Origin of the sequence: Streptomyces sp. NBC_01171, assembly GCF_045039805.1 — a bacterium.
In the GTDB taxonomy this organism is placed as follows: domain Bacteria; phylum Actinomycetota; class Actinomycetes; order Streptomycetales; family Streptomycetaceae; genus Streptomyces.
Genome location: NZ_CP108609.1, coordinates 4,689,926 through 4,712,661, shown reverse-complemented (window position 1 = coordinate 4,712,661; position 22,736 = coordinate 4,689,926). Strand labels below are relative to the sequence as shown.

21 protein-coding genes, 1 other RNA gene and 1 pseudogene are annotated in these 22,736 nt (G+C 72.8%); 11 read left to right on the top strand and 12 right to left on the bottom strand.

The genetic code is table 11. From position 1 onward, the window contains the following. Positions 1 to 176 precede the first annotated feature (176 nt). Both OG448_RS21710 and OG448_RS21705 read left to right on the top strand, forming a co-directional pair. A complete protein-coding gene (locus OG448_RS21710) occupies positions 177 to 1,202 on the top strand; it encodes an ATP-binding cassette domain-containing protein (RefSeq protein WP_405556135.1) in 1,026 nt (341 codons plus the stop codon). Next, positions 1,199 to 2,020, top strand: coding sequence for an ABC transporter permease (locus OG448_RS21705; protein WP_359707982.1), 822 nt, complete (start codon positions 1,199 to 1,201; stop codon positions 2,018 to 2,020). The genes OG448_RS21710 and OG448_RS21705 overlap by 4 nt, the downstream gene beginning before the upstream one ends. A gap of 11 nt (positions 2,021 to 2,031) precedes the next feature. On the opposite strand, the gene OG448_RS21700 is transcribed toward OG448_RS21705, so the two are convergent. Beyond that, on the bottom strand, positions 2,032 to 5,307 hold the full coding sequence (locus tag OG448_RS21700; RefSeq protein ID WP_405556133.1) for a BTAD domain-containing putative transcriptional regulator: 3,276 nt from the start codon (positions 5,305 to 5,307) through the stop codon (positions 2,032 to 2,034). A gap of 151 nt (positions 5,308 to 5,458) precedes the next feature. Between OG448_RS21700 and OG448_RS21695 the strand changes: the two genes are divergently transcribed. Next, the gene (locus OG448_RS21695; protein ID WP_405556131.1) at positions 5,459 to 6,259 is read left to right on the top strand and encodes a site-2 protease family protein; all 801 of its coding nucleotides are present in this window, start codon (positions 5,459 to 5,461) and stop codon (positions 6,257 to 6,259) included. On the opposite strand, the gene OG448_RS21690 is transcribed toward OG448_RS21695, so the two are convergent. Beyond that, positions 6,249 to 6,443, bottom strand: coding sequence for a hypothetical protein (locus tag OG448_RS21690; RefSeq protein ID WP_405556130.1), 195 nt, complete (start codon positions 6,441 to 6,443; stop codon positions 6,249 to 6,251). The two genes, OG448_RS21695 and OG448_RS21690, sit on opposite strands and share 11 nt — an antisense overlap. A 78-nt stretch (positions 6,444 to 6,521) precedes the next feature. Beyond that, the gene (npdG, locus tag OG448_RS21685) at positions 6,522 to 7,259 is read right to left on the bottom strand and encodes an NADPH-dependent F420 reductase (RefSeq protein WP_405556128.1); all 738 of its coding nucleotides are present in this window, start codon (positions 7,257 to 7,259) and stop codon (positions 6,522 to 6,524) included. 128 nt (positions 7,260 to 7,387) lie between these two features. Between npdG and OG448_RS21680 the strand changes: the two genes are divergently transcribed. Beyond that, complete coding sequence (locus OG448_RS21680; RefSeq protein WP_405556126.1) at positions 7,388 to 7,984, top strand: hypothetical protein; 597 nt, start codon at positions 7,388 to 7,390, stop codon at positions 7,982 to 7,984. Positions 7,985 to 8,103: 119 nt separating this feature from the next. Here OG448_RS21680 and OG448_RS21675 read toward each other — a convergent pair whose 3' ends face one another. Further along, entirely contained in the window at positions 8,104 to 8,334 is a 231-nt protein-coding gene (locus OG448_RS21675; protein ID WP_405556124.1) for a hypothetical protein, read from the bottom strand. Positions 8,335 to 8,393: 59 nt separating this feature from the next. Here OG448_RS21675 and map point away from each other — a divergent pair, with 59 nt between their 5' ends. Then, positions 8,394 to 9,251, top strand: coding sequence for a type I methionyl aminopeptidase (map, locus tag OG448_RS21670; protein ID WP_405556123.1), 858 nt, complete (start codon positions 8,394 to 8,396; stop codon positions 9,249 to 9,251). Between the two features lie 3 nt (positions 9,252 to 9,254). On the opposite strand, the gene OG448_RS21665 is transcribed toward map, so the two are convergent. Next, on the bottom strand, positions 9,255 to 9,944 hold the full coding sequence (locus tag OG448_RS21665; protein WP_405556121.1) for a PhzF family phenazine biosynthesis protein: 690 nt from the start codon (positions 9,942 to 9,944) through the stop codon (positions 9,255 to 9,257). Between the two features lie 214 nt (positions 9,945 to 10,158). On the opposite strand from OG448_RS21665, the gene efeO reads away from it, so the two are divergent. The 4 genes and pseudogenes from efeO (at position 10,159) to OG448_RS21645 (ending at position 14,454) form a co-directional block, all read left to right on the top strand. Next, complete coding sequence (efeO, locus tag OG448_RS21660) at positions 10,159 to 11,295, top strand: iron uptake system protein EfeO (protein WP_405556119.1); 1,137 nt, start codon at positions 10,159 to 10,161, stop codon at positions 11,293 to 11,295. 17 nt (positions 11,296 to 11,312) lie between these two features. Continuing rightward, on the top strand, positions 11,313 to 12,566 hold the full coding sequence (efeB, locus tag OG448_RS21655) for an iron uptake transporter deferrochelatase/peroxidase subunit (protein WP_405556117.1): 1,254 nt from the start codon (positions 11,313 to 11,315) through the stop codon (positions 12,564 to 12,566). Positions 12,567 to 12,569: 3 nt separating this feature from the next. Further along, positions 12,570 to 13,517: pseudogene (gene efeU / locus OG448_RS21650) on the top strand (iron uptake transporter permease EfeU); the annotation flags it as partial. After that, positions 13,489 to 14,454, top strand: a complete 966-nt coding sequence (locus tag OG448_RS21645; protein WP_405556115.1) for a hypothetical protein — start codon at positions 13,489 to 13,491, stop codon at positions 14,452 to 14,454. The pseudogene efeU and the gene OG448_RS21645, both read left to right, overlap by 29 nt. A gap of 97 nt (positions 14,455 to 14,551) precedes the next feature. On the opposite strand, the gene OG448_RS21640 is transcribed toward OG448_RS21645, so the two are convergent. The 6 genes from OG448_RS21640 to OG448_RS21615 all read right to left on the bottom strand — a co-directional run bounded on the left by OG448_RS21640 (position 14,552) and on the right by OG448_RS21615 (position 20,694). Continuing rightward, positions 14,552 to 15,295, bottom strand: coding sequence for a bifunctional DNA primase/polymerase (locus OG448_RS21640; protein ID WP_405556113.1), 744 nt, complete (start codon positions 15,293 to 15,295; stop codon positions 14,552 to 14,554). A gap of 167 nt (positions 15,296 to 15,462) precedes the next feature. After that, the gene (locus tag OG448_RS21635) at positions 15,463 to 16,455 is read right to left on the bottom strand and encodes a small ribosomal subunit Rsm22 family protein (RefSeq protein ID WP_405556112.1); all 993 of its coding nucleotides are present in this window, start codon (positions 16,453 to 16,455) and stop codon (positions 15,463 to 15,465) included. A 46-nt stretch (positions 16,456 to 16,501) separates the two neighbouring features. Continuing rightward, entirely contained in the window at positions 16,502 to 17,677 is a 1,176-nt protein-coding gene (locus tag OG448_RS21630; RefSeq protein WP_405556110.1) for a serine hydrolase domain-containing protein, read from the bottom strand. Further along, positions 17,629 to 18,915: a multidrug effflux MFS transporter gene (locus OG448_RS21625; protein WP_405556108.1), complete on the bottom strand. Its 1,287-nt coding sequence runs from the start codon at positions 18,913 to 18,915 to the stop codon at positions 17,629 to 17,631. The genes OG448_RS21630 and OG448_RS21625 overlap by 49 nt, the downstream gene beginning before the upstream one ends. A 107-nt stretch (positions 18,916 to 19,022) precedes the next feature. Beyond that, the gene (locus OG448_RS21620) at positions 19,023 to 20,240 is read right to left on the bottom strand and encodes a D-alanyl-D-alanine carboxypeptidase family protein (protein WP_405556107.1); all 1,218 of its coding nucleotides are present in this window, start codon (positions 20,238 to 20,240) and stop codon (positions 19,023 to 19,025) included. A 127-nt stretch (positions 20,241 to 20,367) separates the two neighbouring features. After that, positions 20,368 to 20,694, bottom strand: coding sequence for a nuclear transport factor 2 family protein (locus OG448_RS21615; RefSeq protein ID WP_405556105.1), 327 nt, complete (start codon positions 20,692 to 20,694; stop codon positions 20,368 to 20,370). 131 nt (positions 20,695 to 20,825) lie between these two features. Between OG448_RS21615 and OG448_RS21610 the strand changes: the two genes are divergently transcribed. Further along, complete coding sequence (locus OG448_RS21610) at positions 20,826 to 21,371, top strand: DoxX family membrane protein (protein WP_391291566.1); 546 nt, start codon at positions 20,826 to 20,828, stop codon at positions 21,369 to 21,371. Positions 21,372 to 21,401: 30 nt separating this feature from the next. Here the strand turns inward: OG448_RS21610 and rnpB are convergent. Further along, an RNA gene (rnpB, locus tag OG448_RS21605) (RNase P RNA component class A) lies at positions 21,402 to 21,802 on the bottom strand. 96 nt (positions 21,803 to 21,898) lie between these two features. On the opposite strand from rnpB, the gene yaaA reads away from it, so the two are divergent. Beyond that, positions 21,899 to 22,681 (top strand): peroxide stress protein YaaA, encoded by a 783-nt coding sequence (yaaA, locus tag OG448_RS21600; protein ID WP_405556103.1) that lies wholly within the window; start codon positions 21,899 to 21,901, stop codon positions 22,679 to 22,681. Positions 22,682 to 22,736: the final 55 nt, after the last annotated feature.

The window sequence follows — 22,736 nt, the reverse complement described above, 5'->3', positions numbered from 1 at the left end:
CGCCGTCGTCCTCCTCGCAGCCTGGGAGACCGTCGCCGTCACATCTCCGGGCCGGCCGCCCGAACCCACGTCACCCCGGCCCCGGCCGGCCGTACCGACAGGGCAGGCCGCATGGGCGCACGCCCTGTCGGCCGCATGTCGGTGCTTTGTCGGTGCCCCCTGGCATTGTCTGGGGCATGACGCGAATCGATGAGAACCCCGGCGGCGGCCGTTCCGCCGTGTCCGTGCGGGGGATGGTCAAGCACTACGGCGAGACCAAGGCGCTGGACGGGGTGGATCTGGAGGTCCGGGAGGGGACCGTGATGGGGGTGCTCGGGCCGAACGGCGCCGGCAAGACCACCCTCGTACGGATTCTGTCGACCCTGATCACCCCCGACGCCGGCGAGGCGCTCGTGGCCGGGTACGACGTGGTGCGGCAGCCCCGGCAGTTGCGCCGGGTGATCGGGCTGACCGGGCAGTACGCCTCGGTGGACGAGAAGCTGCCCGGCTGGGAGAACCTGTACATGATCGGCCGGCTGCTGGACCTGTCCCGCAAGGACGCCCGCCGCCGCGCCGACGAGCTGCTGGAGCGTTTCTCCCTGACCGAGGCGGCCAAGCGCCCCGCCTCCACCTACTCCGGCGGCATGCGGCGGCGCCTGGACCTGGCCGCCTCCATGATCGGCCGCCCGCAGGTGCTGTTCCTGGACGAGCCCACCACCGGCCTCGACCCCCGGACCCGCAACGAGGTCTGGGACGAGGTCAAGGCGATGGTCGGCGAGGGCGTGACCGTGCTGCTGACCACCCAGTACATGGAGGAGGCCGAGCAGCTCGCCTCCGAGCTGACCGTGGTGGACCGGGGCAAGGTCATCGCGGGCGGCCGGATCGAGGAGCTGAAGGCGAAGGTCGGCGGCCGCACCCTGCGCGTACGCCCCATCGACCCGCTCCAGTTGGAGCCGCTCGCCACCACGCTGGACGAGCTGGGCATCACCGGCCTGGCCACCACCACCGTGGACCACCAGACCGGCACCCTGCTGGTGCCGATCCTCAGCGACGAGCAGCTCACCGCGGTCGTCGGCGCGGTCACCGCGCGCGGCATCACCATCTCCTCCATCGTCACCGAACTCCCCAGCCTGGACGAGGTGTTCCTCTCGCTCACCGGCCACCGCGCCAGTGCTCCGCAGGACGCCACGCCCGCCGATTCCCGCGAAGAGGTCGCCGTATGAGCGCCACCACGACCGTCCCGCCCGTCCCGCTCGCGGACTCCCGCATCACCCTGCGCGGCCACCTGCGGCACACCGGCGCCCTCGTCCGCCGCAACCTGCTGTGGATCAAGCAGGACCCGGAGTCGATGTTCGACGCGCTGCTGATGCCCGTCGTCTTCACCCTGCTGTTCGTGTTCGTCTTCGGCGGCTCCATCGGCCAGGCCCTCGGCGGCGGCCAGGACCAGTACGTGCAGTACGTCATCCCCGGCATGCTGGCGATGATGAGCATGACGATGTCGCAGGGCGTCGGCACCGGCTTCAGCCAGGACTTCAACAGCGGTGTCATGGACCGGTTCCGCTCGCTGCCGATCGGCCGCGGCTCGGTGCTGTTCGCCAAGCTCGCGGTGGAGCTGGGCCGGATGCTGTTCGCCACGGCCGTGCTGATGGTCGTCGCCGTGCTGGTCGGCTTCGACATCACGAGCTGGCCGGGGCTGTTCGCCACCGTCGGCCTGGCCACACTGTTCGCGTCCTCGATCATGTGGGTCTTCCTCACCCTGGGCGTGGTGATGAAGAGCGCGCAGTCCGTGCAGGCGATGGGCTTCCTGGTGCTGTTCCCGCTCCAGTTCGGCTCGTCCATCTTCGCGCCGACCAAGTCGATGCCCGGCTGGCTCCAGGCGTTCACCGACTACAACCCGCTGTCCACGCTCGCCGACGCGGCGCGCGGTCTGATGGTCGGCGGCCCGGTCGCCCACGACCTGTGGGTGACGGTCGGCTGGTCGGTGGCGATCACCGCGGTGATGGCACCGGTCGCCATCCACAAGTTCCGTACCAAGACCTGACGTTCACCGGTTCACACGAGGGCGGTGGCCTCCACGAGGGAGAGGCCACCGCCTTCGGCGTAGGCGGCGCGGAACGCCGTCTCGCCGAGTACTTCACGGATCTGGGCCTCGGTCCGGTCGTACGCCCGCTGCTCCACCTGCGGCCGCAGATGCCCCTCCGGCATCAGGGCCGCCGAGGCGCCCAGGCAGCGGGCGGCGTCCACGGCGCGGGAGCCGCCGGGGACGAGGGCCAGGGCGAGCGCCGCGACGGTGAGGCAGACGGTCGGCATCTGCGGGACGACCACCTCGCACAGCGAGTCGCCGGCCAGGTCCAGCGCGCGGCGGATGCCGTCCAGCGCGCGCTCGGAGTGCCCCTCCTCGGCGTCCAGCCAGGCTTCCTGGGCGAGGATCATGGTGTCGAAGACGATGAACCGGGAGAGTACGAACTCCTCCCGCAACAGGACGAGTTGGGCGCGCGCCTCGGCGGTGCGCCCGGTGACCAGGAGCCAGGACGCGAGGTGCAGCCGGGCGACCGGCATGGCCTCGCTGTGTCTGCCGTCCAGTTCGTGCACGACCTCCTGCAGCAGCCGTTCGCCGCGCTCCTCGTCCCCCGCCTCCAGCAGCACATTGCCGAGGCGGGCGCCGAGGACGGCCATCTGGGCGCGGGCGCCGAGGTGTTCGGCGTGCGCCATGGCGCCCTCGTAGTCGGCGGCGGCCTGGCGGTACAGGCCCTTGCGCTCGTGGGCCTCGCCGCGCGCGGACAGCGCCTCGGCCAGCCCCCAGTCGTCGCCGAGGCGCCGGTAGATCTCCAGCGCCTCGTCCGCGTCGCGGGTGGCGTCGCCCGCCCAGGTGGCGCGGTTGGCCAGCAGGTTGGCGCGGGTCTGGAGGGCGCCGGCCAGCTCCCACTCGTAGCCGGGGGTCTCCCGGCAGGTGCGCACGGTGGCGTCGGTGATCTCGGGCAGCCGCCCCACGCCGTGGACGAGCATCTCGGCGAACCACCAGAGCATGCCGGGCGAGCGGCAGGTCTGCGGCAGGCCGGGGCGGTAGACCTCGGTGACGACGGTCAGCTTGTCCCGCGCGGCCGGGCTCTGCCACGCCTCCATGTCGGTGTCCATGCAGGCCAGATGGGCGAGGTGCAGTCCACGCCGGGCCTCGGCGAGGTCCTCGCCGGTCAGCGGGGGCGGGTGTTCGGTGCTGCGCGTCCACACCGGTTCGGCGGGCGCGGCCGGTTCCGCGAACGGGTCGGGGCCGAGCGCGATGACCTCCTCGCACCAGGCCCGTACCTCCAGGCGCTGGTCGCGCATCTGCCAGTACCAGAGCAGGGACAGCACCATGCACAGCCCCTCCTGCTCGTCGCGCAGGGCGACGGCGTGTCTGAGGGCGGTGCGCAGGTTCTCGTACTCCACCTGGATGCGGTCGATCGCCTCCCGCTGGCGGCGGCCGCGCAGCAACGGGTCGGTGGTGCGGGCGAGTTCGCGGTAGTAGGTGAGGTGGGCGCGTTCGGCGGCGGCGCGCTCGCCGCTCTCGTCCAGCCGTTCGGCGGCGTACTCGGCGACGGTCTCCAGCAGCCGGTAGCGCATCCCGGCGCCGGCCGAAGGGGCGGCCACCACCAGGGACTTGTCGACCAGGGAACCGAGCGCGTCCAGCGCGACCGGCCCGCAGACGGCCTCGGCGGCGGCGAGGTCGCAGCCGCCCGCGAACACCGACAGCTTGCCCAGGACCTCGCGTTCGTCGGCGTCGAGCAGGTCCCAGGACCAGTCGACCACCGCGCGCAGGGTCTGCTGGCGGGGCAGTACGGTGCGGCTGCCGGAGGTGAGCAGCCGGAACCGGTTGTCCAGCCGGTCCGCGATCTGACGAGGCGTCAGCATGCGCAGGCGGGCGGCCGCCAGCTCGATGGCCAGCGGCAGGCCGTCCAGGCGGTGGCAGATCTCGGCGCACGCCTCGGGGTCGCCGGCCACCGTGAAGCCGGGTCGGGCGGCCGCGCCTCGGTGGCCGAGCAGCCGCAGCGCTACCGGCTCGGGCAGCGGCTCGACCGGGCGCAACAACTCCCCCGGTACGCCCAGGGGTTCGCGGCTGGTGGCGAGGACGGTGAGGTACGGGCAGTCGGCGAGCAGGCGTTCGGCGAGCCGGGCGGCGGCGTCCACCACGTGCTCGCAGTTGTCCAGGATGATCAGCATCCGGCGCCGCCCGCAGTGCTCCACCAGCCGCTCGACGGGGTCGCCCCAGCGGTCGGAGGCGGCGCGCACACTGTCGACGCCCGCCCCGTGCAGCACGGTCTCGCGGGCGCCGATGGCGGTGAGCACGGCCTGCGGTACGGCGTCGGGGTCGTCCACGGGCGCGAGTTCGGCGAGCCAGGCCCCGTCGGGCACGGTGTCCCGGACCGCCTCGGCGGCCTCGATGGAGAGCCGGGTCTTGCCCGCGCCGCCGGGCCCGAGCAGCGTGACCAGCCGGGAGCCGGAGAGGTCGGCGCCGATGGCATCGATGTCGGACTCCCGCCCGACGAACGAGGTCAGCCGGGCGGGCAGGTTGCCCGGCGCGGCCCGTGGCGCGGCCGGGGTCGGCGCCACCGGTTCCGGCCCGGTGTCGGCCAGCAGCTCGGCGTGCAGGGCGCGCAGCTCGGCGCCCGGGTCGGAGCCCAGCCGGTCGGCGAGGAGCTGCCGTACGTCCTCGTAGGCGGCCAGCGCCTGGGCGGTGCGGCCGGTGTCGCGCAGGGCGCGCAGCCGCAGGGCCTGCAGGGGCTCGTCCAGGGGGTGCTGGTCGCACAGGGCGGCCAGCTCGGGCAGGGACGACTCGGCGTGGCCGAGGGCGAGCGCGGCGGTGTGCCGGGCGCGCAGCGCGTCCAGCCGGCGGGTCTCCCAGCGGGCGGCGTCGGCGGTGCGGTCGGGCAGGTCGGCGAGGACGGGCCCCTGCCACAGGGCGAGGGCGTCGTCGAGGAGGACGGCGGCCTTGGCGGGGTCGGCGTCGGCGAGGGCGCGCCGGCCGTCGCCGGTGAGCCGGTCGAAGCGGGTGAGGTCCACGTCGTCCGGGGCGGCGCTGAGCCGGTACCCGCCGTCGACGGAGGCGACTGCGTCGGCCCCGAGGGCCCGGCGCAGCCGCCCGACGAGCGCCTGGAGGGCGCCGGGTGCGTCGGTGGGCGGGTCGGCTCCCCACACCTCGTCGACCAGCACCCCGGCCGGTACGGTCCGCCCGGCGCGCAGTGCGAGCACCGTCAGCAGGGCACGCAGCCGCGCCCCGCCGACGGGGACGGGGGTGCCGTCCGGACGGAGAGCCTGAGTGGTGCCGAGAAGCCGATAGTGCACGGGGTCCATTGTCCCTGGGGACGCACCGGCGGCGCCTCCGGGTTTCAGTGCCGCGCGAACGGACGCGGCGGGCGGCCCGGAACCCGGGGGCGGGGCCGGGACGTTCCCCTCACATCACCGGTACGGTCGACCCTCAGCACCCACCGTAGGCAGGAGCCCCATGACCACCGCCCTCTCGCGCGCCGGCGACCGCCGGATCAGTCCCGTGTTCGCCGGAATCGTGGCCATCGCGGCGGTGACGAGCTGGGCGACCTGGACGGGGTTCGCGGCGCAGCCGGGGCTCGCGGTGTTCCTGTTCGTGACGGCCGCGTGGATCGTCTCGCTCTGTCTGCACGAGTACGCGCACGCGCGTACCGCCCTGCACAGCGGGGACATCTCGATCGGTGCCAAGGGCTATCTCACGCTGAACCCGCTGAAGTACACGCACGCCCTGCTGAGCGTCGTGCTGCCGGTGCTCTTCGTGATCATGGGCGGGATCGGTCTGCCGGGCGGCGCGGTCTTCGTCGAGCGGGGCCGGATCAGGGGCCGCTGGCGGCACAGCCTGATCTCGGCGGCCGGTCCGCTGACCAACGTGCTGTTCGCGGCGGTGTGCACGGCGCCGTTCTGGCTGCACGCGCTGGACGGGGTCCCGCGCGACTTCCGGTACGCGCTGGCGTTCCTCGCGCTGCTCCAGGTCACGGCGGCGATCCTGAACTTCCTGCCGGTGCCGGGCCTGGACGGCTACGGCGTGATCGAGCCCTGGCTGTCGAACGGGATCAAGCGGCAGGTGGAGCCGATCGCCCCGTTCGGCCTGCTGATCGTGTTCGCGCTGCTGTGGGTGCCCTCGGTCAACCAGGCGTTCTTCGACGTGATCTACACCCTGCTGAGCGCGCTGGGCGTGGACGGCGCCTTCTCGGACTGCGGCTACTACCTGTACCGCTTCTGGACCGAGACCCCGCAGGTGTGCTCGGTCATCCCGTAACGGAGCCGGTGCCCGTGCCGGACTTGGCCCGGTCGCGCCGGATCGCGAGGAACGTCATGTTGGACGTCAGGCCCGCCAGCAGCACCCAGATGATCCCCAGCCAGCTCCCCTGGACGAAGGACACGACGGCCGCGGCCACGGCGAGCACGCAGACGGCGAGGGTGACGAGGGCGATGCGGGGCATGGGGTCGGCTCCTGTCGGGGGACACTGCTACGTCGACCAGTGTCCCCCATCCCGTCCGGGCACCCCGCCCAGGTGCCGTCACACGTCGGTGACGCGGAGCCCGGCGTGCGCCTTGTAGCGGCGGTTGGTGGAGATCAGGTTGGCGACCAGCCCCTCCACCTGGTGGGCGTTGCGCAGCCGCCCGGCGAAGACACCCCGCATGCCGGGGATGCGGCCGGCGAGGGCCTGCACGATGTCGGTGTCGGCCCGCTTGTCGCCGAGGACCATCACGTCCGTGTCGATCTCGTCGATCTCCGGGTCCTCCAGGAGGACGGCGGAGAGGTGGTGGAAGGCGGCGGTGACGCGGGAGTCCGGGAGCAGCGCCTCGGCCTGCTGGGCGGCGCTGCCCTCCTCGACGGTGAGCGCGTAGGCGCCCTGCTTGTCGAAGCCGAGCGGGTTGACGCAGTCCACGACGAGCTTGCCCGCGAGGTCCTCGCGCAGCGACTTCAGGGTGTCGGCGTGGCCGTCCCACGGCACGGCGACGATCACCACGTCGCTGCGGCGCGCGGTCTCGGCGTTGTCGGCGCCCTCGACGCCGTGGCCCAGCTCCTCGGCGGCGGTGTGCGCCCGCTCGGCGGACCGCGAGCCGACGATCACCTTCTGCCCGGCCTTGGCGAGCCGGTAGGCGAGGCCCTTGCCCTGCGGGCCGGTGCCGCCGATCACGCCGACGGTCAGCCCGGAGACGTCGGGCAGGTCCCAGGGGTCCTTGGCGGGGGCCTTCGCGGGGTCCTTGGCAGAACCAGTACCGCTCTGCTGTGCGCTGTCGCTGGAGGTCATGGGCCGACTCTACGTCCGCACGGGCGCCGCTACCCGGCGAGGGTGGGCCGCGGCACGCCGTACCCGCAGGGGTGAACGTGGAGTGAACTGCGGTGCGGCAGTGACCGGTTGCGGCAGGATGCGGCCGCATGGACGCCGTACGGGTCGCGCTGCTGCGCGAAGTGCTCGCCGGGACCGAGTGGTTGGGCGCCACCCGGCGGTTCGCGGGGGTGCTGCGCGGCTCGGTGACGGCCCACGGCGGCGGCCTGCTGCTGGCGGGCACCGAGGAGTACGAGCCCTGGCACCTGGCCGCGCACCTGGTGGACGAGGCGGCCTGGTCCGGCACGCCCGAGCTGGCCCCCACCCTGGTCCGGCACCACGCCCGCCCCGGCGACCCGGCGCATCTGGCGGTGGGACCCGGCCGGATCGCGGAGGCCAGGCGCGGCGAGACCCTGCTGGTGGTGGCGCCGGAGGAGCCCGCCGAGCTGCTGGAGCGGGTGCACAGCGCGCGGCGGGCCGGGGTGACCGTACTGGCGCTCGGGGCGGGCGGCGGCGAGCTGGCGGCGATGGCCCACGAGACGCTGGCGGTGCCGGACCGCGCGGAGCTGGACCTGGACAGCGTGCAGCACCTGGTGAGCGCGGCGGCCGGGGAGAACGCGGGGCCACCCCGGGCCCGCCGGGGCTTCCGGGACCGGCTGTCCCGGCTGGCCGAGACCCTGACGGCACCCCCGGCGGCGCCCTGGTGAGAAAGCCCTGCCGAGAAAGCCCTGCCGAGAAAGCCCTGCCGAGAAAGCTCTGGTGAGAAACGCGGAGCCGCCCCCACCAGGGGTGGGAGCGGCTCGGGGTCACGTCTGAAACGGCGAGGTCAGTCCTTGTCGGACTCGTCGGCCGGGGTGTCGTGCCAGCGCGGGTCCGTCTCCCAGTCGACGTTGCGCTCGCGGGCGATCTCCATCGCGTGGCGCGCCTCGTCCGGGGAGGCATAGGGGCCGAAACGGTCCTTGCCGGGACAGTCGGGGCCCTCCTCGACCTTCTTGTGCTCCAGGCAGTAGTACCACTCGCCCGGCTTGCCCTGGGTGCGCTTCTTGAACACGGACATCAACGGCTCCTCTCGCCACCCTCATGTTCCCTCATGCGCCGCTGGTTAGACTCGCTGGCATGTCTGGCCAGTCGCTGCTCGTACCAGGGGAGCTCTCCCCCACCCGCCCGGTGCCCGGGAACATCCGACGCCCGGAGTACGTCGGAAAGCCCGCGCCCGCACCGTACACCGGCCCGGAGGTGCAGACGCCCGAGACGATCGAGGCGATGCGGACCGCCGGCCGGATCGCCGCGCGGGCGATGGCGGAGGCGGCGAAGATCATCGCCCCCGGTGTCACCACGGACCAGCTCGACAAGGTCGCGCACGACTACATGTGCGACTACGGGGCCTACCCGTCGACGCTGGGTTACCGGGGCTTCCCCAAGTCGCTGTGCACCTCGGTCAACGAGGTCATCTGCCACGGCATCCCGGACTCGACGGTGCTCAGGGACGGCGACATCGTCAACCTGGACGTCACCGCGTACATCGGCGGGGTGCACGGCGACAACAACGCCACCTATCTCGTGGGCGACGTGGACGAGGAGTCGCGGCTGCTCGTGGAGCGCACCCACGAGGCGCTGAACCGGGCGATCAAGGCGGTCAAGCCCGGCCGCCAGATCAACATCATCGGCCGGGTCATCGAGTCCTACGCCAAGCGCTTCGGCTACGGCGTGGTGCGGGACTTCACCGGCCACGGCATCAACTCGTCGTTCCACTCCGGGCTGATCGTGCCGCACTACGACTCCCCGCACGCCACCACGGTCATCCAGCCCGGCATGACCTTCACCATCGAGCCGATGCTGACCCTCGGCACCCACGAGTACGACATGTGGGACGACGGCTGGACCGTGGTCACCAAGGACCGCAAGCGCACGGCCCAGTTCGAGCACACCCTCGTGGTGACGGACACCGGCGCGGACATCCTCACGCTCCCCTAGGGGTCAGCGCTCCAGCACGACCCGGCCGCCGACCTCCACCCAGCCGTGCGGCTGGGGCGCGGTGAGGAGCTGGGAGCCGCGGCCCTGGGTGATGTTGAGGGCGCGACCGAGCCGGTCGGTGAGCAGCAGCGCGGCCGCCCCGGTCGCCTCGTCCTCGTCGATGCCCCCGGTGCGGGCACCGGCTCCACTGGAGCGGCTGTCGCCGCGCTCATCGATGCGGCCGGGGAAGGCCCGTGCGCGCACCCGGCCGGCCGCCTCGTCCTCCCAGGCCCAGGCGTAGATCCACTCGCCGGGCGGCGGCACCTCCAGGGCGTCGACCTCGGCGGCATCGGCGTACTGGAGCAGGGTGCGCGGCGGGGCCCACTCCGCGCGGGCCTCGATCCAGGTGAACTCGCCGTCCAGCCGGGTGCCGACCTCCCCAGCGGGCGTGACCAGTTCGGGCACGTCGAGCAGCCAGGCGGTGCCGACGCAGGGGTGTCCCGCGAAGGGCAGCCGGGAGGCGGGGGTGTAGATGTCGATCACTCCGCGCTCCGGGTCGTCCACGAACACGGTCTCGCTGAAGCCCAGTTTGGCGGCGAGCGCCTGCCGGTCGTCCCGTCCGGGCACGAGCGAGCCGTCGCGGACGACGCCCAGTTCGTTTCCGTAGCCGCCCGAGGGGCCGCAGAAGACCCGGAGTACGTCGTAGTCAGTCACCGGTGCATTGAAGCATCGAGGGCGCTTGGGGTGCTCTTTACCGTCCCTTGAGATCGTTTTTGGAATCCCGACATCAAGTCGTGTCTGTGATCTTTTCGTGCGGTTCGAATCCGGTATCCGGCGGAGACGGGGAGACTAAGGGTCGGGTAAGTTAGGCAAGCCTCACCAAACCGAATGGGTGGGTTTGTGCCGCCCTGACCGCATGGAGCCCGTTATGCGAGCCGTCCGTCCGATTGCGATCGCCGCCACCGCGGCGGCAGCGCTGACCGCCCTGTCGGCCTGCACCGCCAAGAGCGACGCCAAGGACAGCGACGCCATCCAGGTCACCGCCGCCGACACCACGTGCGACACCTCCGCCAAGTCCGTGCCGGCCGGCCAGGTCACCCTGAAGATCGAGAACAAGGGCTCGCGCGCCACCGAGGTCGAGATCGTCTTCCCGGACGACCGGATCGTCTCCGAGAAGGAGAACATCGGGCCGGGCACCAAGTACACGCTCACCGCCGAGGTGAAGGCGGGCTCGTACGAGATCGCCTGCCGCCCCGGCATGAAGGGCCACGGCGTCCGGCAGAAGCTCGACGTGACCGGCTCGGGGAAGACCGCGGAGCGGAACCCGGCACTGGACGGCGCGGTCGCCGGCTACCGCCAGTACGCCCAGGACCAGGCCGACGAGACGGTCCCGCTCGCCGAGACCTTCGCCAAGGCCGTCCAGGCCGGTGACCTGGCCGCCGCGAAGAAGGCGTACGCGCCCTCGCGGCTCGGCTGGGAGCGCACCGAGCCGGTGGCCGAGTCCTTCGGCGACATCGACCCCAAGGTCGACACCCGCGCGGACGGCCTGGAGGACGGCCAGAAGTGGACCGGCTGGCACCGGCTGGAGAAGTCCCTCTGGCAGGACAAGAAGATCGGCGCCGGGGACAAGGAGCTGGCCGCCGAGCTGGTCACCGACCTCAAGGACTGGCAGCGCCGGGTCGGTAAGGCCGAGATCACCCCGACCTCGATGGCCAACGGCGCCAAGGAGCTGCTGGACGAGGTCGCCACCGGCAAGGTCACCGGCGAGGAGGACCGCTACTCGCACACCGACCTGGTCGACTTCAAGGGCAACGTCGAGGGCGCGCAGAAGGCGTACGACCTGCTGAAGCCGGTCGCCGCGAAGAACGACCCGGCGCTCACCGCCGAGCTGGACAAGCAGTTCGCGGCGCTGGACAAGCTGCTGGACAAGTACCGTCCGGCCAAGGATTCCTACGACTTCGTCTCCTACGACAAGGTCGGCAAGGACCAGCGCAAGGAGCTGTCCGACGCGGTGAACGCCCTGGCCGAGCCGCTCTCCAAGCTCGCGGCCGCGGTCGTCAAGTAAGCACGGGAGCAAGGACGATGAGCGAGAACGAACGCGGTGGGCCCTCGCGGCGCGCGCTGATCGGCTGGGGCGGTGCCGGGCTCGCGCTCGGCGCCGCCGCGGCGGGCGGCGGTGTGGCGCTGTCCGACGGCAGCCTTGGCCTGGCGTCGGCGGGCACGGGCGGTGCGGTGGAGTTCCACGGTGCCCATCAGGCGGGCATCGCCACCCCGGTGCAGGACCGCCTGCACTTCGCCGCATTCGACGTGAAGACGGACGACCGCGCCGAGTTCGTCCAGTTGCTCAAGGACTGGACGGCGGCCGCCCGGCTGATGACCGCCGGGAAGCCGGTCGGCGAGGGCGCGTACGGCGGGCTCGCCGAGGCCCCGCCGGACGACACGGGCGAGGCGCTGGGCCTCAGCCCCTCCCGGCTGACCCTCACCCTGGGCTTCGGGCCCTCCCTCTTCGAGCGGTTCGGCCTGGCCGACCGGCGCCCGGCCGCGCTCGCGGACCTGCCGAAGTTCCCCGGCGACAACCTCGACGCCTCCCGTACCGGGGGCGACCTCTGTGTACAGGCGTGCGCGGACGATCCGCAGGTGGCGGTGCACGCCATCCGCAACCTGGCCCGCGTCGGCTTCGGCAAGGTCGCGGTGCGCTGGTCCCAGTTGGGCTTCGGGAAGACCTCCTCGACCACGCCGGACGCCCAGACCCCGCGCAACCTGATGGGCTTCAAGGACGGCACCCGCAACATCGCGGGCACCGAGACCGCCCGGCTGGACAAGCACGTATGGGTTTCCGGGTCGGACGGGGACGCCAAGTCGGCCTGGATGACCGGGGGTTCGTATCTGGTCGCCCGGCGCATCCGGATGAACATCGAGACCTGGGACCGTACGTCGCTCCAGGAGCAGGAGGACGTGTTCGGCCGGGACAAGGGCGAGGGGGCGCCGGCCGGGAAGGCGAAGGAGCACGACGCGCCGTTCCTGAAGGCGATGAAGCCGGACGCCCATGTGCGGCTCGCCCACCCCGATTCCAACAACGGGATCACCATCCTGCGCCGGGGCTACTCCTTCACCGACGGCACGGACGGGCTCGGCCGCCTGGACGCGGGCCTGTTCTTCCTGGCCTACCAGCGTGACGTACGCGAGGGGTTCATCCCGCTCCAGCGGCGGCTCTCCGCGCACGACGCGCTCAACGAGTACATCCAGCACGTGGGTTCGGCGGTCTTCGCGGTCCCGCCCGGTGTCCGTGACTCCGCCGACTGGTGGGGCCGGGCGCTGTTCTCCAAGGAGGCGTAGTCCGTGTTCTCCAACTACCTGATCGGTCTGCGCGAGGGTCTTGAGGCGTCGCTCGTCGTCTGCATCCTGATCGCCTATCTGGTCAAGACCGGCCGCCGCGAGGCGCTTCGGCCGATCTGGACCGGCATCGCCATCGCGGTCGCGCTCGCCCTGGGCTTCGGCAGCGCGCTCGAATTCGGCTCGCAGGAGCTGACGTTCCAGGCGCAGGAGGCGCTGGGCGGCTCGCTGTCCATCGTCGCGGTCGGCCTGGTGACGTGGATGGTGTTCTGGATGCGGCGCACCGCCCGGCACCTCAAGTCCGAGCTGCACGGCCGCCTCGACGCCGCCCTCGCCATGGGTACGGGCGCGCTGGTCGCCACCGCGTTCCTCGCCGTGGGCCGGGAAGGACTGGAGACCGCGCTGTTCGTGTGGGCGTCGGTGCACGCGGCGAGCGACGGCACGCCGCGGCCGCTGATCGGCGTCGCCCTCGGTATCGCCACGGCGGTGCTGCTGGGGTGGCTGTTCTACCGAGGTGCGCTGCGCATCAACCTGGCGAAGTTCTTCACCTGGACCGGGGGGATGCTGGTCGTGGTCGCGGCGGGTGTCCTCGCGTACGGCTTCCACGACCTCCAGGAGGCGGGCTGGGTGCCGGGGCTGACGAACCTGGCCTTCGACATCAGCGACACGATCCCGCCGGACAGCTGGTACGGGACGCTGCTCAAGGGTGTCTTCAACTTCCAGCCCGACCCCACGGTCCTCCAGCTCACGGTGTGGCTGCTGTATCTGGTGCCGGTGCTGACGGTGTTCCTGCTTCCCTCCCGCGTCTCCGGGCGTACGGGCGCGACGGCGGCGAGCGCGGCGAAGTAGCGGCCCCTCGGGGGGCCGGGCGCTCCTCCCCTCCCGGTAGGGTTCGCCTCCGGGAAGGGGAAGGTGACGTCGCCTGATGAGCAGGGATCGCAGCGGTCGTGGGCCTCGCGGCCGGAACCGGAGGGCACTCATAGCGGCCTCGCTGGCCGCCTGCGCGCTGATGACCAGCGGGTGTGTCGTCGTGCACGGCGAACGTGAGGTGCTGCCGGCGGCGAGCCGTGCGGAGGCCGGTCGCGCTCTGGCCCGGTTCACGGACGCGTACAACAAGGCCGACCGGGCCTACGACAGTTCTCTCGACGCCGGGTATGTCACCGGGGCGTTCGCCGCGATCGACTCCGCCCGGTTGAAGGCGGGGCATGCGAACAGTCCGGGTGGGAACTCTCGGCACACTCCGCTGACCTTGACCGATGCGAAGTTCACCATTCCCGCCAAGGCCGGCTGGCCTCGGTGGTTCGTGGCGGATGCCAAGGGCAACAAGGGGGGTTCCGCGCGGTGGTTGATGGTGTTCGTACGGGGTGGGCTCGATCAGGCTTGGCGGGTGGCGTACCTGACGCTGGTGCCCGCCGGGCAGGTGCCGAAGTTCCGGGTGGGAGCGGATGGTTGGGCCGAGGCCGTGCCGTCCGGTGACCTGAGTTCGCGGTACGCGGAGTATCTGCGGGACGGGGGCAAGACGTTCGCCGACGGCCCGAGTACCAGTGGGTGGCGGACCGTCCGGGCTCAGCAGGCCCGTAAGCCGGGGCTGGTGCGGCAGTACATCGATGAGCCGCTGACCCGTGACGACTTCGCTCCGCTGGCGCTTCGTACGGTGGACGGGGGTGCGCTGGTGTTCTTCGCCTCCCACCACTACGAGAAGCGGACGGCTGCCGCCGGGACGTCGGTGGCCGTGCCCAACCGGGACGTCCAGGCGCTCACCAAGGGCGAGGTCAAGCAGTCCCTGACGCTGGAGTTCGTCTCCAACCAGGCAGCGGTCGACCCCGCGGGCGGGGGGCCGGTGTCGGTGGTGGGGCGCGTGCAGGGGCTGACCGCTGCGCAGGGCGAGTAGGCGGGTCTTCCCCACCCGCACCAGCCGAAAGCGCACGGGTGGTGCGGGGGGAACCAGATCCGGCCGAAGGCCGGAAGTCTGTCGCCGCGCGAAGCGTTCAGTGGCGGGACGGCCAGGCTGTGCCTGCGTGGTGGTCCGCTTCCGTACCGGCGTGGCGGGCGCAGGCGTCCGTCAGGGATTCCAGCAAGGTCAGGGGCTCGGGCAGCGGGTGTTCCGGGCCACGGACCCAGCGGACTCCGCGCGTCGGGGCGCCGGGGAGGCGGGCCGGGGGGACCAGGACGTACGAGCCGCGGCAGTGCCAGCGGAGGCCGGGGTGTTCGTCCATCGTCTCGGGGTGGCAGTCCAGCTCGCAGGGCCACCACTCGTCCTCGTCCTCGGGAGTGCCCCGGGTCTGGGTGAAGAAGAGCATGCGGCCGTCGTCGCTCTCGGCGACCGGACCGACCTCCACACCCTCGCCGAGCAGCCGGTCGAGGGCGGCACGGCCGGCATCGAGCGGGACGTCGAGGACGTCGTGGGTCATACCGGTGGCGGTGATGAAGTTGGCCTCGGGCTGATCACGGGCCCACCGCTCGATCTGCGCACGGTCGGTGGTCGACTGGGTCTGCCAGGCGAAGGACACCGGGTGCCGGGCGGGGGTGGGACAGCCGACGCGGTCGCACGAGCAGCCGTAACCGGGCGCGGGGTAGGCGGCGGGCGCCAGCGGCAGCCCGGCCCCGGCGGTGGCGAGCAGCATCGACTCACGGCCGCCGTCGTCGGCGGTCTCGTCCTTGGGGCGCCGTCCACGCAGCCACTGGGAGATCCTGCCCTGCCGGCCGGACCGGCCGCCGAACGTCGCGCTCATCTGTCCCCTCGCCTCGCTGTGGTGCGGACAGCATGCCTCATCGTCCCATCATCCTGCGCCGCGGGGAGGTCGAGCACGGATATGAAGGAACCTGGCGAGACATACCTCACAATGACGGGGTATGCGCGATTTTTCCCTTTCTTTGCCAGGGAAAGGCGTTCCGGGGGCTAGTCATTCCCCAACGGCGGCCAGGCATCGCCCCACTCGGCGTCGCGGGCCGCCTTGTACAGATCACCGTGCCGCTTGGTGACGGTCGTCCGCCGCAACCGCTCGTCCGCCTCGCAGAGATCGAGCAGCACCTGCCCCTTACGGATCTGGGGGCGCCGGACGACGCGGGCGGGGGCCGGGTCGGCGGGCAGCCGGGTCGCGGCGACGTAGCTGAACTTCTCGTCCTCGTACGCCAGCGAGCCGCCCTTGACCTGCCGGTGCAGTGAGGAACGGCTGACCCGCGCGGCGAAGTGGCACCAGTCGGTGCCGGGCACGATCGGGCACGGCGAGCTGTGCGGGCAGGGTGCGGCGACCCGGAACCCGGCCGCGATCAGCCGGTCACGGGCCTCGATGATCCGCTCGTACCCCGCCGGGGTCCCGGCCTCCACGATGACGACGGACCGCGCGGCAGCGGCGGCCGCGTCGACGAGGGCGGTCCGGTCGGGCCCGGACAGCTCGTTGAGGACGTACGACACGGTGACCAGGTCGGTGTCCGGCAGCTCCAGCGCGGCCCCGATCCGGGCCCGCCGCCATTCGGCCCCGCGCAGCGCGGGATGCGAACCGGCGATCTCCCGCCCGAGGGCGAGCGCGGGCTCGGCCCAGTCCAGCACGGTCACCGGGCGCTCCCCGTCCCAGGTGGCGGCCACGGCCCAGGTAGCGGCGCCGGTCCCGCCCCCGATGTCCACATGGCTGCCCGGCACCCACTCCGGCACCGCGTCCGCGAACGCCTCCAACGCCGCCCGCACCGCCTCGAACGTCGCGGGCATCCGGTACGCCGCGTAGGCCGCCACGTCGGCCCGGTCCCGCAGGATCGGCGCGTTCGTCGGGGTGTCCCCCCGGTAATTGGCGATGAGCCGCTCGACAGCGGAGGCCGCCTGCCGGGGCGGCAACCCGTCCAGCACCCCGGCGAGGGTGGAGCGGAGGGTGTCGGCGGTGGGGGTGGGGGCGTTCACCCGACGATTCTCTCAGGTGCGCGACGGCGTACGCGGGCCTGCGCCACTAGGCGTCGCGTACCGCCTTGGCCAGGCGCGATGCCAGGGCCGCTCGGGGGTGGCTGTCGGGTGGGCGGCGGACCGGGTGGACCGTGTTCGCCAGGAGGACCAGGAACGTGTCCGTCGACGGGTCGAGGACGAGCGACGTGCCGGTGAAGCCCGTGTGGCCGGCGGCGCCGTGGCCCGAGAGGGTGCCCATGAACCAGTGCTGGTCGAGGGCGAAGCCGAGACCTGGTGGGGTGAGGAGGAGTTCGACGAAGTCGGGGCCGAGGATGCGGGCGGGCCCGTACGCGCCGCCCGCGAGGAGCGCGCGGCAGAAGACGGCGAGGTCGGGGCCGGTGGAGAAGAGGCCCGCGTGGCCCGCGACCCCGCCGAGCGCCCAGGCGTTCTCGTCGTGGACGACGCCCCGCAGCATCCCCCGGTCCGCCTTGGCCCAGGGCCGCCGCTGGTCCTCGGTGGCCGCGGCGTCGGGGCGGGGCCCGTACGAGGTCGCCGTCATGCCCAGCGGGCGGGTGATGCCGTCGGCGATCAGCACGTCCAGGGTCCGCCCGGTGATCCGCTCCAGCACGAACTGCAGGAGCAGCATGCCGAGGTCGGAGTACAGGTACTCCCCCACCTTCGACGTCGGCGGCTCCGCGCGGAGCCGGGCCAGGCGGGCGGTGAGGTCGCGGTAGTCGTACAGCGGGAGTTCGGGCGCGAGCCCGGCGGTGTGGGTGAGCAACTGCCGTACGGTGACGCCGTGTTCGGCCGCCCCGGTGAACTCGGGCAGGTACGCGCCCACACGGGCGTCGATCCCGAGGGTGCCCCGCTCTATCTGCTGGAGCGCCGCGACGGACGTGAACAGCTTGGTGAGCGAGGCGAGGTCGAAGGGGGTGTCCAGGGTGACCGGCACCCGCTCGGCGGGCGGCAGTTCGACGCCGGTGCCCGACTTGGCGTCCCAGGCGGCGTACCGCACGGCCCACCCCGACGCCTCGGCGACCGCGATCACCGGCCCGCGCCCGGCCACCGCGACGGCCCCGGCCGCCCAGGGGTGCGCGCCGGCGGTGAGTGCGTGCAGGTCGTCGGTGAGGCGGGCCATCCCCGCGGGGTCGAGCCCGGCCCGCTCGGGGGTGCCGGGACGGAGTCTCGGTGCGCTCAGTGGTCCGCTCCCTCCGGGCCCGCGTCCGCCTTCCAGGGACGGCACAGTCCCATGAAGCAGACGCCCGCGACCAGCGCGGCCGCCAACTGGACGACGGCCATCGGGACGGCGGTGCGCTCCCCGGCGATCCCGACGAGCGGGGAGGCGACCGCGCCGATCAGGAAGGAGGTCGTGCCGAGCAGCGCTGAGGCCGAACCGGCGGCGTGTCGGGTGCGCAGCAGGGCGAGCGCCTGGGTGTTGGGCATGGTGAAGCCCATCGCCGACATCAGCACGAACAGCGCGGCGGCGACGGGCGCGAGCCCGGCCTCGCCGAACACCCCGGTGGCCATGAGCAGCAGCGCGGTCGCGGCCAGCGCGATCACCGCGAGGCCGCAGGCGAGCACCCGGTCCAGCCGGACCCGGCCCACCAGCAGCTTGCCGTTGATCTGCCCCGCGAGGACCAGACCGACCGAGTTCAGCCCGAACAGCAGGCTGAAGGTCTGCGGCGAGGCGCCGTAGACCTCCTGGACGACGAACGGGGACGCCGAGACGTACGCGAACAGCGCGGCGAACGCGAAGCCGCCCGCGAGGAGGTAGCCGGTGAAGGGCAGGTCGGCGAGGAGGCCGCGCATGGTGCGCAGGGACTCCTTCACTCCGCCCCGGTGCCGTTCCGCGGGCGGCAGCGTCTCGGGCAGCCGCAGCCAGACCAGCGCGGTGAGCACGGCCCCGATGCCGGTGAGGACGACGAACACGCCCCGCCAGTCGGTCACCCTCAGGATCTGCCCGCCGATCAGCGGGGCGACGATCGGGGCGACCCCGGATATCAGCATCAGGGTGGAGAAGAAGCGGGCCATGGCGACCCCGTCGTACAGGTCGCGTACGACGGCCCGCGCGATGACGATGCCGGCCGCGCCCGCGAGACCCTGCGCCAGCCGGAAGGCGACCAGCGTCTCGACGGTGGGCGCGAACGCGCACAGGGCGGTGGCGACGAGGTACACGGCGAGCCCGGTCAGCAGCGGGCGCCGCCGCCCCCACCGGTCGCTCATCGGCCCGACGACCAGTTGCCCGAGCGCCATCCCGGCCAGACAGGCGGTGAGGGTGAGCTGCACGGTGGCGGCGGGCGCGTGCAGGGTCCGGGTGACCTCCGGCAGCGAGGGCAGGTACATGTCCATCGCCAGCGGTGTGGTGGCGGTGAGCGCCCCGAGCATGAAGGTGACGAGCACCCCCCGCGGCCGCTCCGCGACTCCGGCCGCCCCTTGAGCGGCCTCCACCCCCAAAGCCGTCACGACATCCCGCTCACCCATACAACCCCTCCCAGCCAGAACCCCGGACGACGCCCCCATGGTCTCAGCTCCGGGATGGTGCGGGGGGACATGTGTACGACGAGGGCAGAACCGGTGTGGGTGGGGCGTCAGCGGCGGTGGCGGCCACCGCCCTGTTGCGGTGCCGCCTCGGCGGGGGCCTCCGCCGTACCTGCCCGGCGGCGGCGCAGGATCGCCCAGGCGCCCGCGCCCAGTAGCGCCGCCGTGCCGGCTGCACCCTCGGTGAGGCGGAGGGTGGAGGGGCCGGGCGGGGTGGTGGAGGCGTGGGCGGGGTGTTCGGACGGGAGGGGGCTGACGGTCGGGCGGCTGCCGTTCGTGCCGCCGGGGGCGGCGAGCAGGCCGACCGGCTGGGCGGCGCGGCCCGCGCCGAAGCCCCAGTCGAGGAGGGCGGCGGTCTGCTCGTAGACCGCGTTGCTGCCCTCGGCGGGGTGCATCACGGTGACCAGGAGGGTGCGGCCGCCACGGGTGGCGGCGCCGGTGAAGGTGTTGCCCGCGTGGCTGGTATAGCCGTTCTTGACGCCGAGCAGCCCCGCGTACGGCCTGAGCCCCCACGCCCCGGTGAGCAGGCGGTCGGTGTTCTGGATCTGGAAGGTCTTCTTGCCGCCCGCCGGGAAGTCGGCGGTGCGCGTCCCGCAGTGGCGCCGGAAGTCGGGGTTCTTCAGCCCGGCGCGGGCGAACAGCGTGAGGTCGTACGCCGAGGAGATCTGGCCCTTGTGGTCGAAGCCGTCCGGGCTGACCACATGGGTGTCGAGGGCGTGCAGATGCTCGGCCCTGGCCTGCATCTCGGCGACCGTGCGGGCGATACCGCCGTTCATGTGGGCCAGCACGTGCACGGCGTCGTTGCCCGAGCGCAGGAACACGCCCTGCCAGAGCTGCTCGACGGTGTACGTGGTCCCGGCCTGGACGCCGACCAGGCTGGAGCCTGACGGTATGTCGGCGAGGTCGGCTTCGGTGACCCGGTGCCGCTGCTCCGGGGCGAACTTGGGCAGCACGGTGTCCGCGAACAGCATCTTCAGCGTGGACGCGGGCGCGAGCCGCCGGTGCGCGTTGTACGAGGCGAGCACCTCCCCGGTGTCCCGGTCGGCGACGAGCCACGCCTGGGCGGTGAGCTTCTTCGGCAGCCCGGCCGCCCGCACCTGGACCCCGCCGAGGCCGAGCCGCTCACCGCCGACGACGCCCGTCCCCGCGGATCTCGTCCCCGCGGATCTCGCCCCGGCGGCGGAGGCGGGGGCGGTGGCGGTCAGGGGGACGGCGGCCGCCGCGAGACCGAGAAGGGCACGTCGGCTGAGCGGGGAACATTCACGCACCCGGGGGCCGTACACCGGCTCCGGACGGCCCTTACCGGGGGGAGGTGGTTCCCCGGCCAGGACTTTGCACTCTTATGAAAGTCCGATGGACCGATCGTGCGACAGCCCCCGCCGAGCCCCTGTCCCCTTATGCCTGACCTGTCTCGAACCGGGAGATCCGCCCGTCGTCGGCCACGGTGAACGTCCACCGGGTACGCATCTCGCCCCAGGTGTCGTTGCGGTACCGGGCGACGAGCGCGCGCCCACCCCGGGACTCGTTGTCGACCTCCAGATGACCGTGGGCGGAGAAGATCTCCTGGTCGATCCAGACGGCGAGGTCGCGGTCGGCGCCGTCGTCGGCCATGGTCGCGCCAGGTGCGAGGAGGGACATGAAGCCTTCGCGGTCACGGGAGTTGACGGCGTGCACGAAGGCCCGGACGGCCGGGTCGCGCAGCTTGGCGGGCTGAATCGTCATGGCGTCAGGCTCACACCGCTCCCCGCCCCCTGCCACCGGACGTACCCCCACCCGCACCACCCGGACGCCCGGTCCGGGAGGCCGGACGGGGTACCCGGTGCGACGGTGGACGCAAGGGAAAGGGAGTCACCATGACCTGTTACGACCGACGCGACGTGGGTCTGCTGCTGCTCAGGCTGAGCACCGGCGGGGTACTGGCCGCGCACGGCGCGCAGAAGCTGTTCGGCTGGTTCGGCGGGCACGGGCTCGTGGGCACCGGCCAGTTCATGGAGTCCGTGGGCTTCGCACCGGGCAAGGCGAGCGCGACGGCGGCGGGCGTCGCGGAGGCGGGCGGCGGCGTCCTGCTCGCCCTCGGCCTCGCGACCCCCGCGGCGGGCGCGGCGGCGGCCGGCGCGATGGCGGGCGCGGCGGCCCTGCACGTCCCCAACGGCTTCTTCGCCCAGGAGGGCGGCTACGAGTACGCGGCCAGCCTCGGCCTGGCATCCGCCGGCCTCGCCGTGACCGGCCCCGGCCGCCTCTCCCTCGACCACCTGCTCGGCCACGTCTTCGACCGGAACTGGATGGTCCCCACGGCCCTCGGCGTCACGGCGGCCGCCACGGCCCTGGTCATCGGCGCGCGCAACCGCCGCCTGCGACAGACGGTGATCACGGAGCAGGAAGTGCTGTTCGAGGAGTAGAGCCCTCAGGGGCCTCTCGGGGGGGTACGACAGACGAGTCGGGCTGTACGCCGGGTTCTGTTCCGGGAGCCCTCGCGGGCGTCCCGGTGACGGCCATCCATCTAGGGCCGGTGTTGCCACCGGCCTCGTGCGGTCTACCCGCGGACTCGGGCGGGCAGCCCTCGATCGTCCGCGCAGAAACACCGGGGTGTTTCCTTTTGACCTTGCTCCGGGTGGGGTTTACCTAGCTGCCCAGGTCACCCTGGGCACTGGTGGTCTCTTACACCACCGTTTCACCCTTACCTCGCGCCGGGGCGCGGGGCGGTCTGTTCTCTGTGGCACTGTCCCGCGAGTCGCCTCGGGTGGCCGTTAGCCACCACCCTGCCCTGTGGAGCCCGGACGTTCCTCGGGAAGCCCCGTAAGGGACTCCACGCGGCCGTCCGCCCGGCTCGTCTGCCGTGCCGACCATGGTACCGGGCCGGACGGGCGGCACGGACCGGCGGCCGGGGCCCGTACGCTGGCGCGGAGGCCGAGAGAAGGAGTTGTCCGTGCTGGTCCTGCTGCCCCCGTCGGAGGGGAAGGCGTCCTCGGGCCGGGGTGCCCCGCTGAAGCCCGAGTCGCTGTCCCTGCCCGGTCTCACCGCCGCCCGGCAGGCCGTGCTCGCCGAGCTGGTCGAGCTGTGCGCCGGGGACGCGGAGAAGGCCCGCGAGGTGCTGGGGCTGAGCGAGGGGCTGCGCGGCGAGGTCGCCAAGAACGCCGGACTGCTCACGGCCGGCGCCCGCCCGGCGGGCGAGATCTACACCGGCGTCCTCTACGACGCCCTCGGTCTGGCCACCCTCGAACCCGCCGCCAAGCGCCGCGCGGCCCGCTCGCTGCTGGTGTTCTCCGGCCTCTGGGGTGCGATCGGCGTCACCGACCGCATCCCCTCCTACCGCTGCTCCATGGGCGTCAAGCTGCCCGGTCTCGGCGCGCTGGCCGGGCACTGGCGGGCACCGATGGCCGAGGTGCTGCCCGAGGCGGCCGGGGACGGGCTGGTGCTGGACCTGCGCTCCGCCGCGTACGCCGCCGCCTGGAAGCCCAAGGGCGAGGTCGCGGGGCGCACCGCGACGGTACGGGTGCTGCACGCGCCCACCCGCAAGGTGGTCAGCCACTTCAACAAGGCGACCAAGGGCCGTATCGTCCGCGCCCTCCTCACCGAGGGTGCCGCGCCCAAGGACCCGGCCGGGCTGGTCGTCGCGCTGCGGGACCTCGGGTACGAGGTGGAGGCGGCGGCGCCGGAGAAGGCCGGGAAGCCGTGGGCGCTGGACGTGCTGGTGGACGAGGTCCACTAGAGCCGGTTGCAGCATGTGCAACGTTCGTTGCGCAGGTTGTTTCCCCTGGGCACGA

Bases quoted from the DNA above. Each gene is read 5' to 3' on its own strand.
- OG448_RS21710 (WP_405556135.1), top strand. From the start codon at position 177: ATGACGCGAATCGATGAGAACCCCGGCGGCGGCCGTTCCGCCGTGTCC.
- OG448_RS21705 (WP_359707982.1), top strand. From the start codon at position 1,199: ATGAGCGCCACCACGACCGTCCCGCCCGTCCCGCTCGCGGACTCCCGC.
- OG448_RS21700 (WP_405556133.1), bottom strand. From the start codon at position 5,307: ATGGACCCCGTGCACTATCGGCTTCTCGGCACCACTCAGGCTCTCCGT.
- OG448_RS21695 (WP_405556131.1), top strand. From the start codon at position 5,459: ATGACCACCGCCCTCTCGCGCGCCGGCGACCGCCGGATCAGTCCCGTG.
- OG448_RS21690 (WP_405556130.1), bottom strand. From the start codon at position 6,443: ATGCCCCGCATCGCCCTCGTCACCCTCGCCGTCTGCGTGCTCGCCGTG.
- npdG (WP_405556128.1), bottom strand. From the start codon at position 7,259: ATGACCTCCAGCGACAGCGCACAGCAGAGCGGTACTGGTTCTGCCAAG.
- OG448_RS21680 (WP_405556126.1), top strand. From the start codon at position 7,388: ATGGACGCCGTACGGGTCGCGCTGCTGCGCGAAGTGCTCGCCGGGACC.
- OG448_RS21675 (WP_405556124.1), bottom strand. From the start codon at position 8,334: ATGTCCGTGTTCAAGAAGCGCACCCAGGGCAAGCCGGGCGAGTGGTAC.
- map (WP_405556123.1), top strand. From the start codon at position 8,394: ATGTCTGGCCAGTCGCTGCTCGTACCAGGGGAGCTCTCCCCCACCCGC.
- efeO (WP_405556119.1), top strand. From the start codon at position 10,159: ATGCGAGCCGTCCGTCCGATTGCGATCGCCGCCACCGCGGCGGCAGCG.
- efeB (WP_405556117.1), top strand. From the start codon at position 11,313: ATGAGCGAGAACGAACGCGGTGGGCCCTCGCGGCGCGCGCTGATCGGC.
- OG448_RS21645 (WP_405556115.1), top strand. From the start codon at position 13,489: ATGAGCAGGGATCGCAGCGGTCGTGGGCCTCGCGGCCGGAACCGGAGG.
- OG448_RS21640 (WP_405556113.1), bottom strand. From the start codon at position 15,295: ATGAGCGCGACGTTCGGCGGCCGGTCCGGCCGGCAGGGCAGGATCTCC.
- OG448_RS21625 (WP_405556108.1), bottom strand. From the start codon at position 18,915: ATGGGTGAGCGGGATGTCGTGACGGCTTTGGGGGTGGAGGCCGCTCAA.
- OG448_RS21615 (WP_405556105.1), bottom strand. From the start codon at position 20,694: ATGACGATTCAGCCCGCCAAGCTGCGCGACCCGGCCGTCCGGGCCTTC.
- OG448_RS21610 (WP_391291566.1), top strand. From the start codon at position 20,826: ATGACCTGTTACGACCGACGCGACGTGGGTCTGCTGCTGCTCAGGCTG.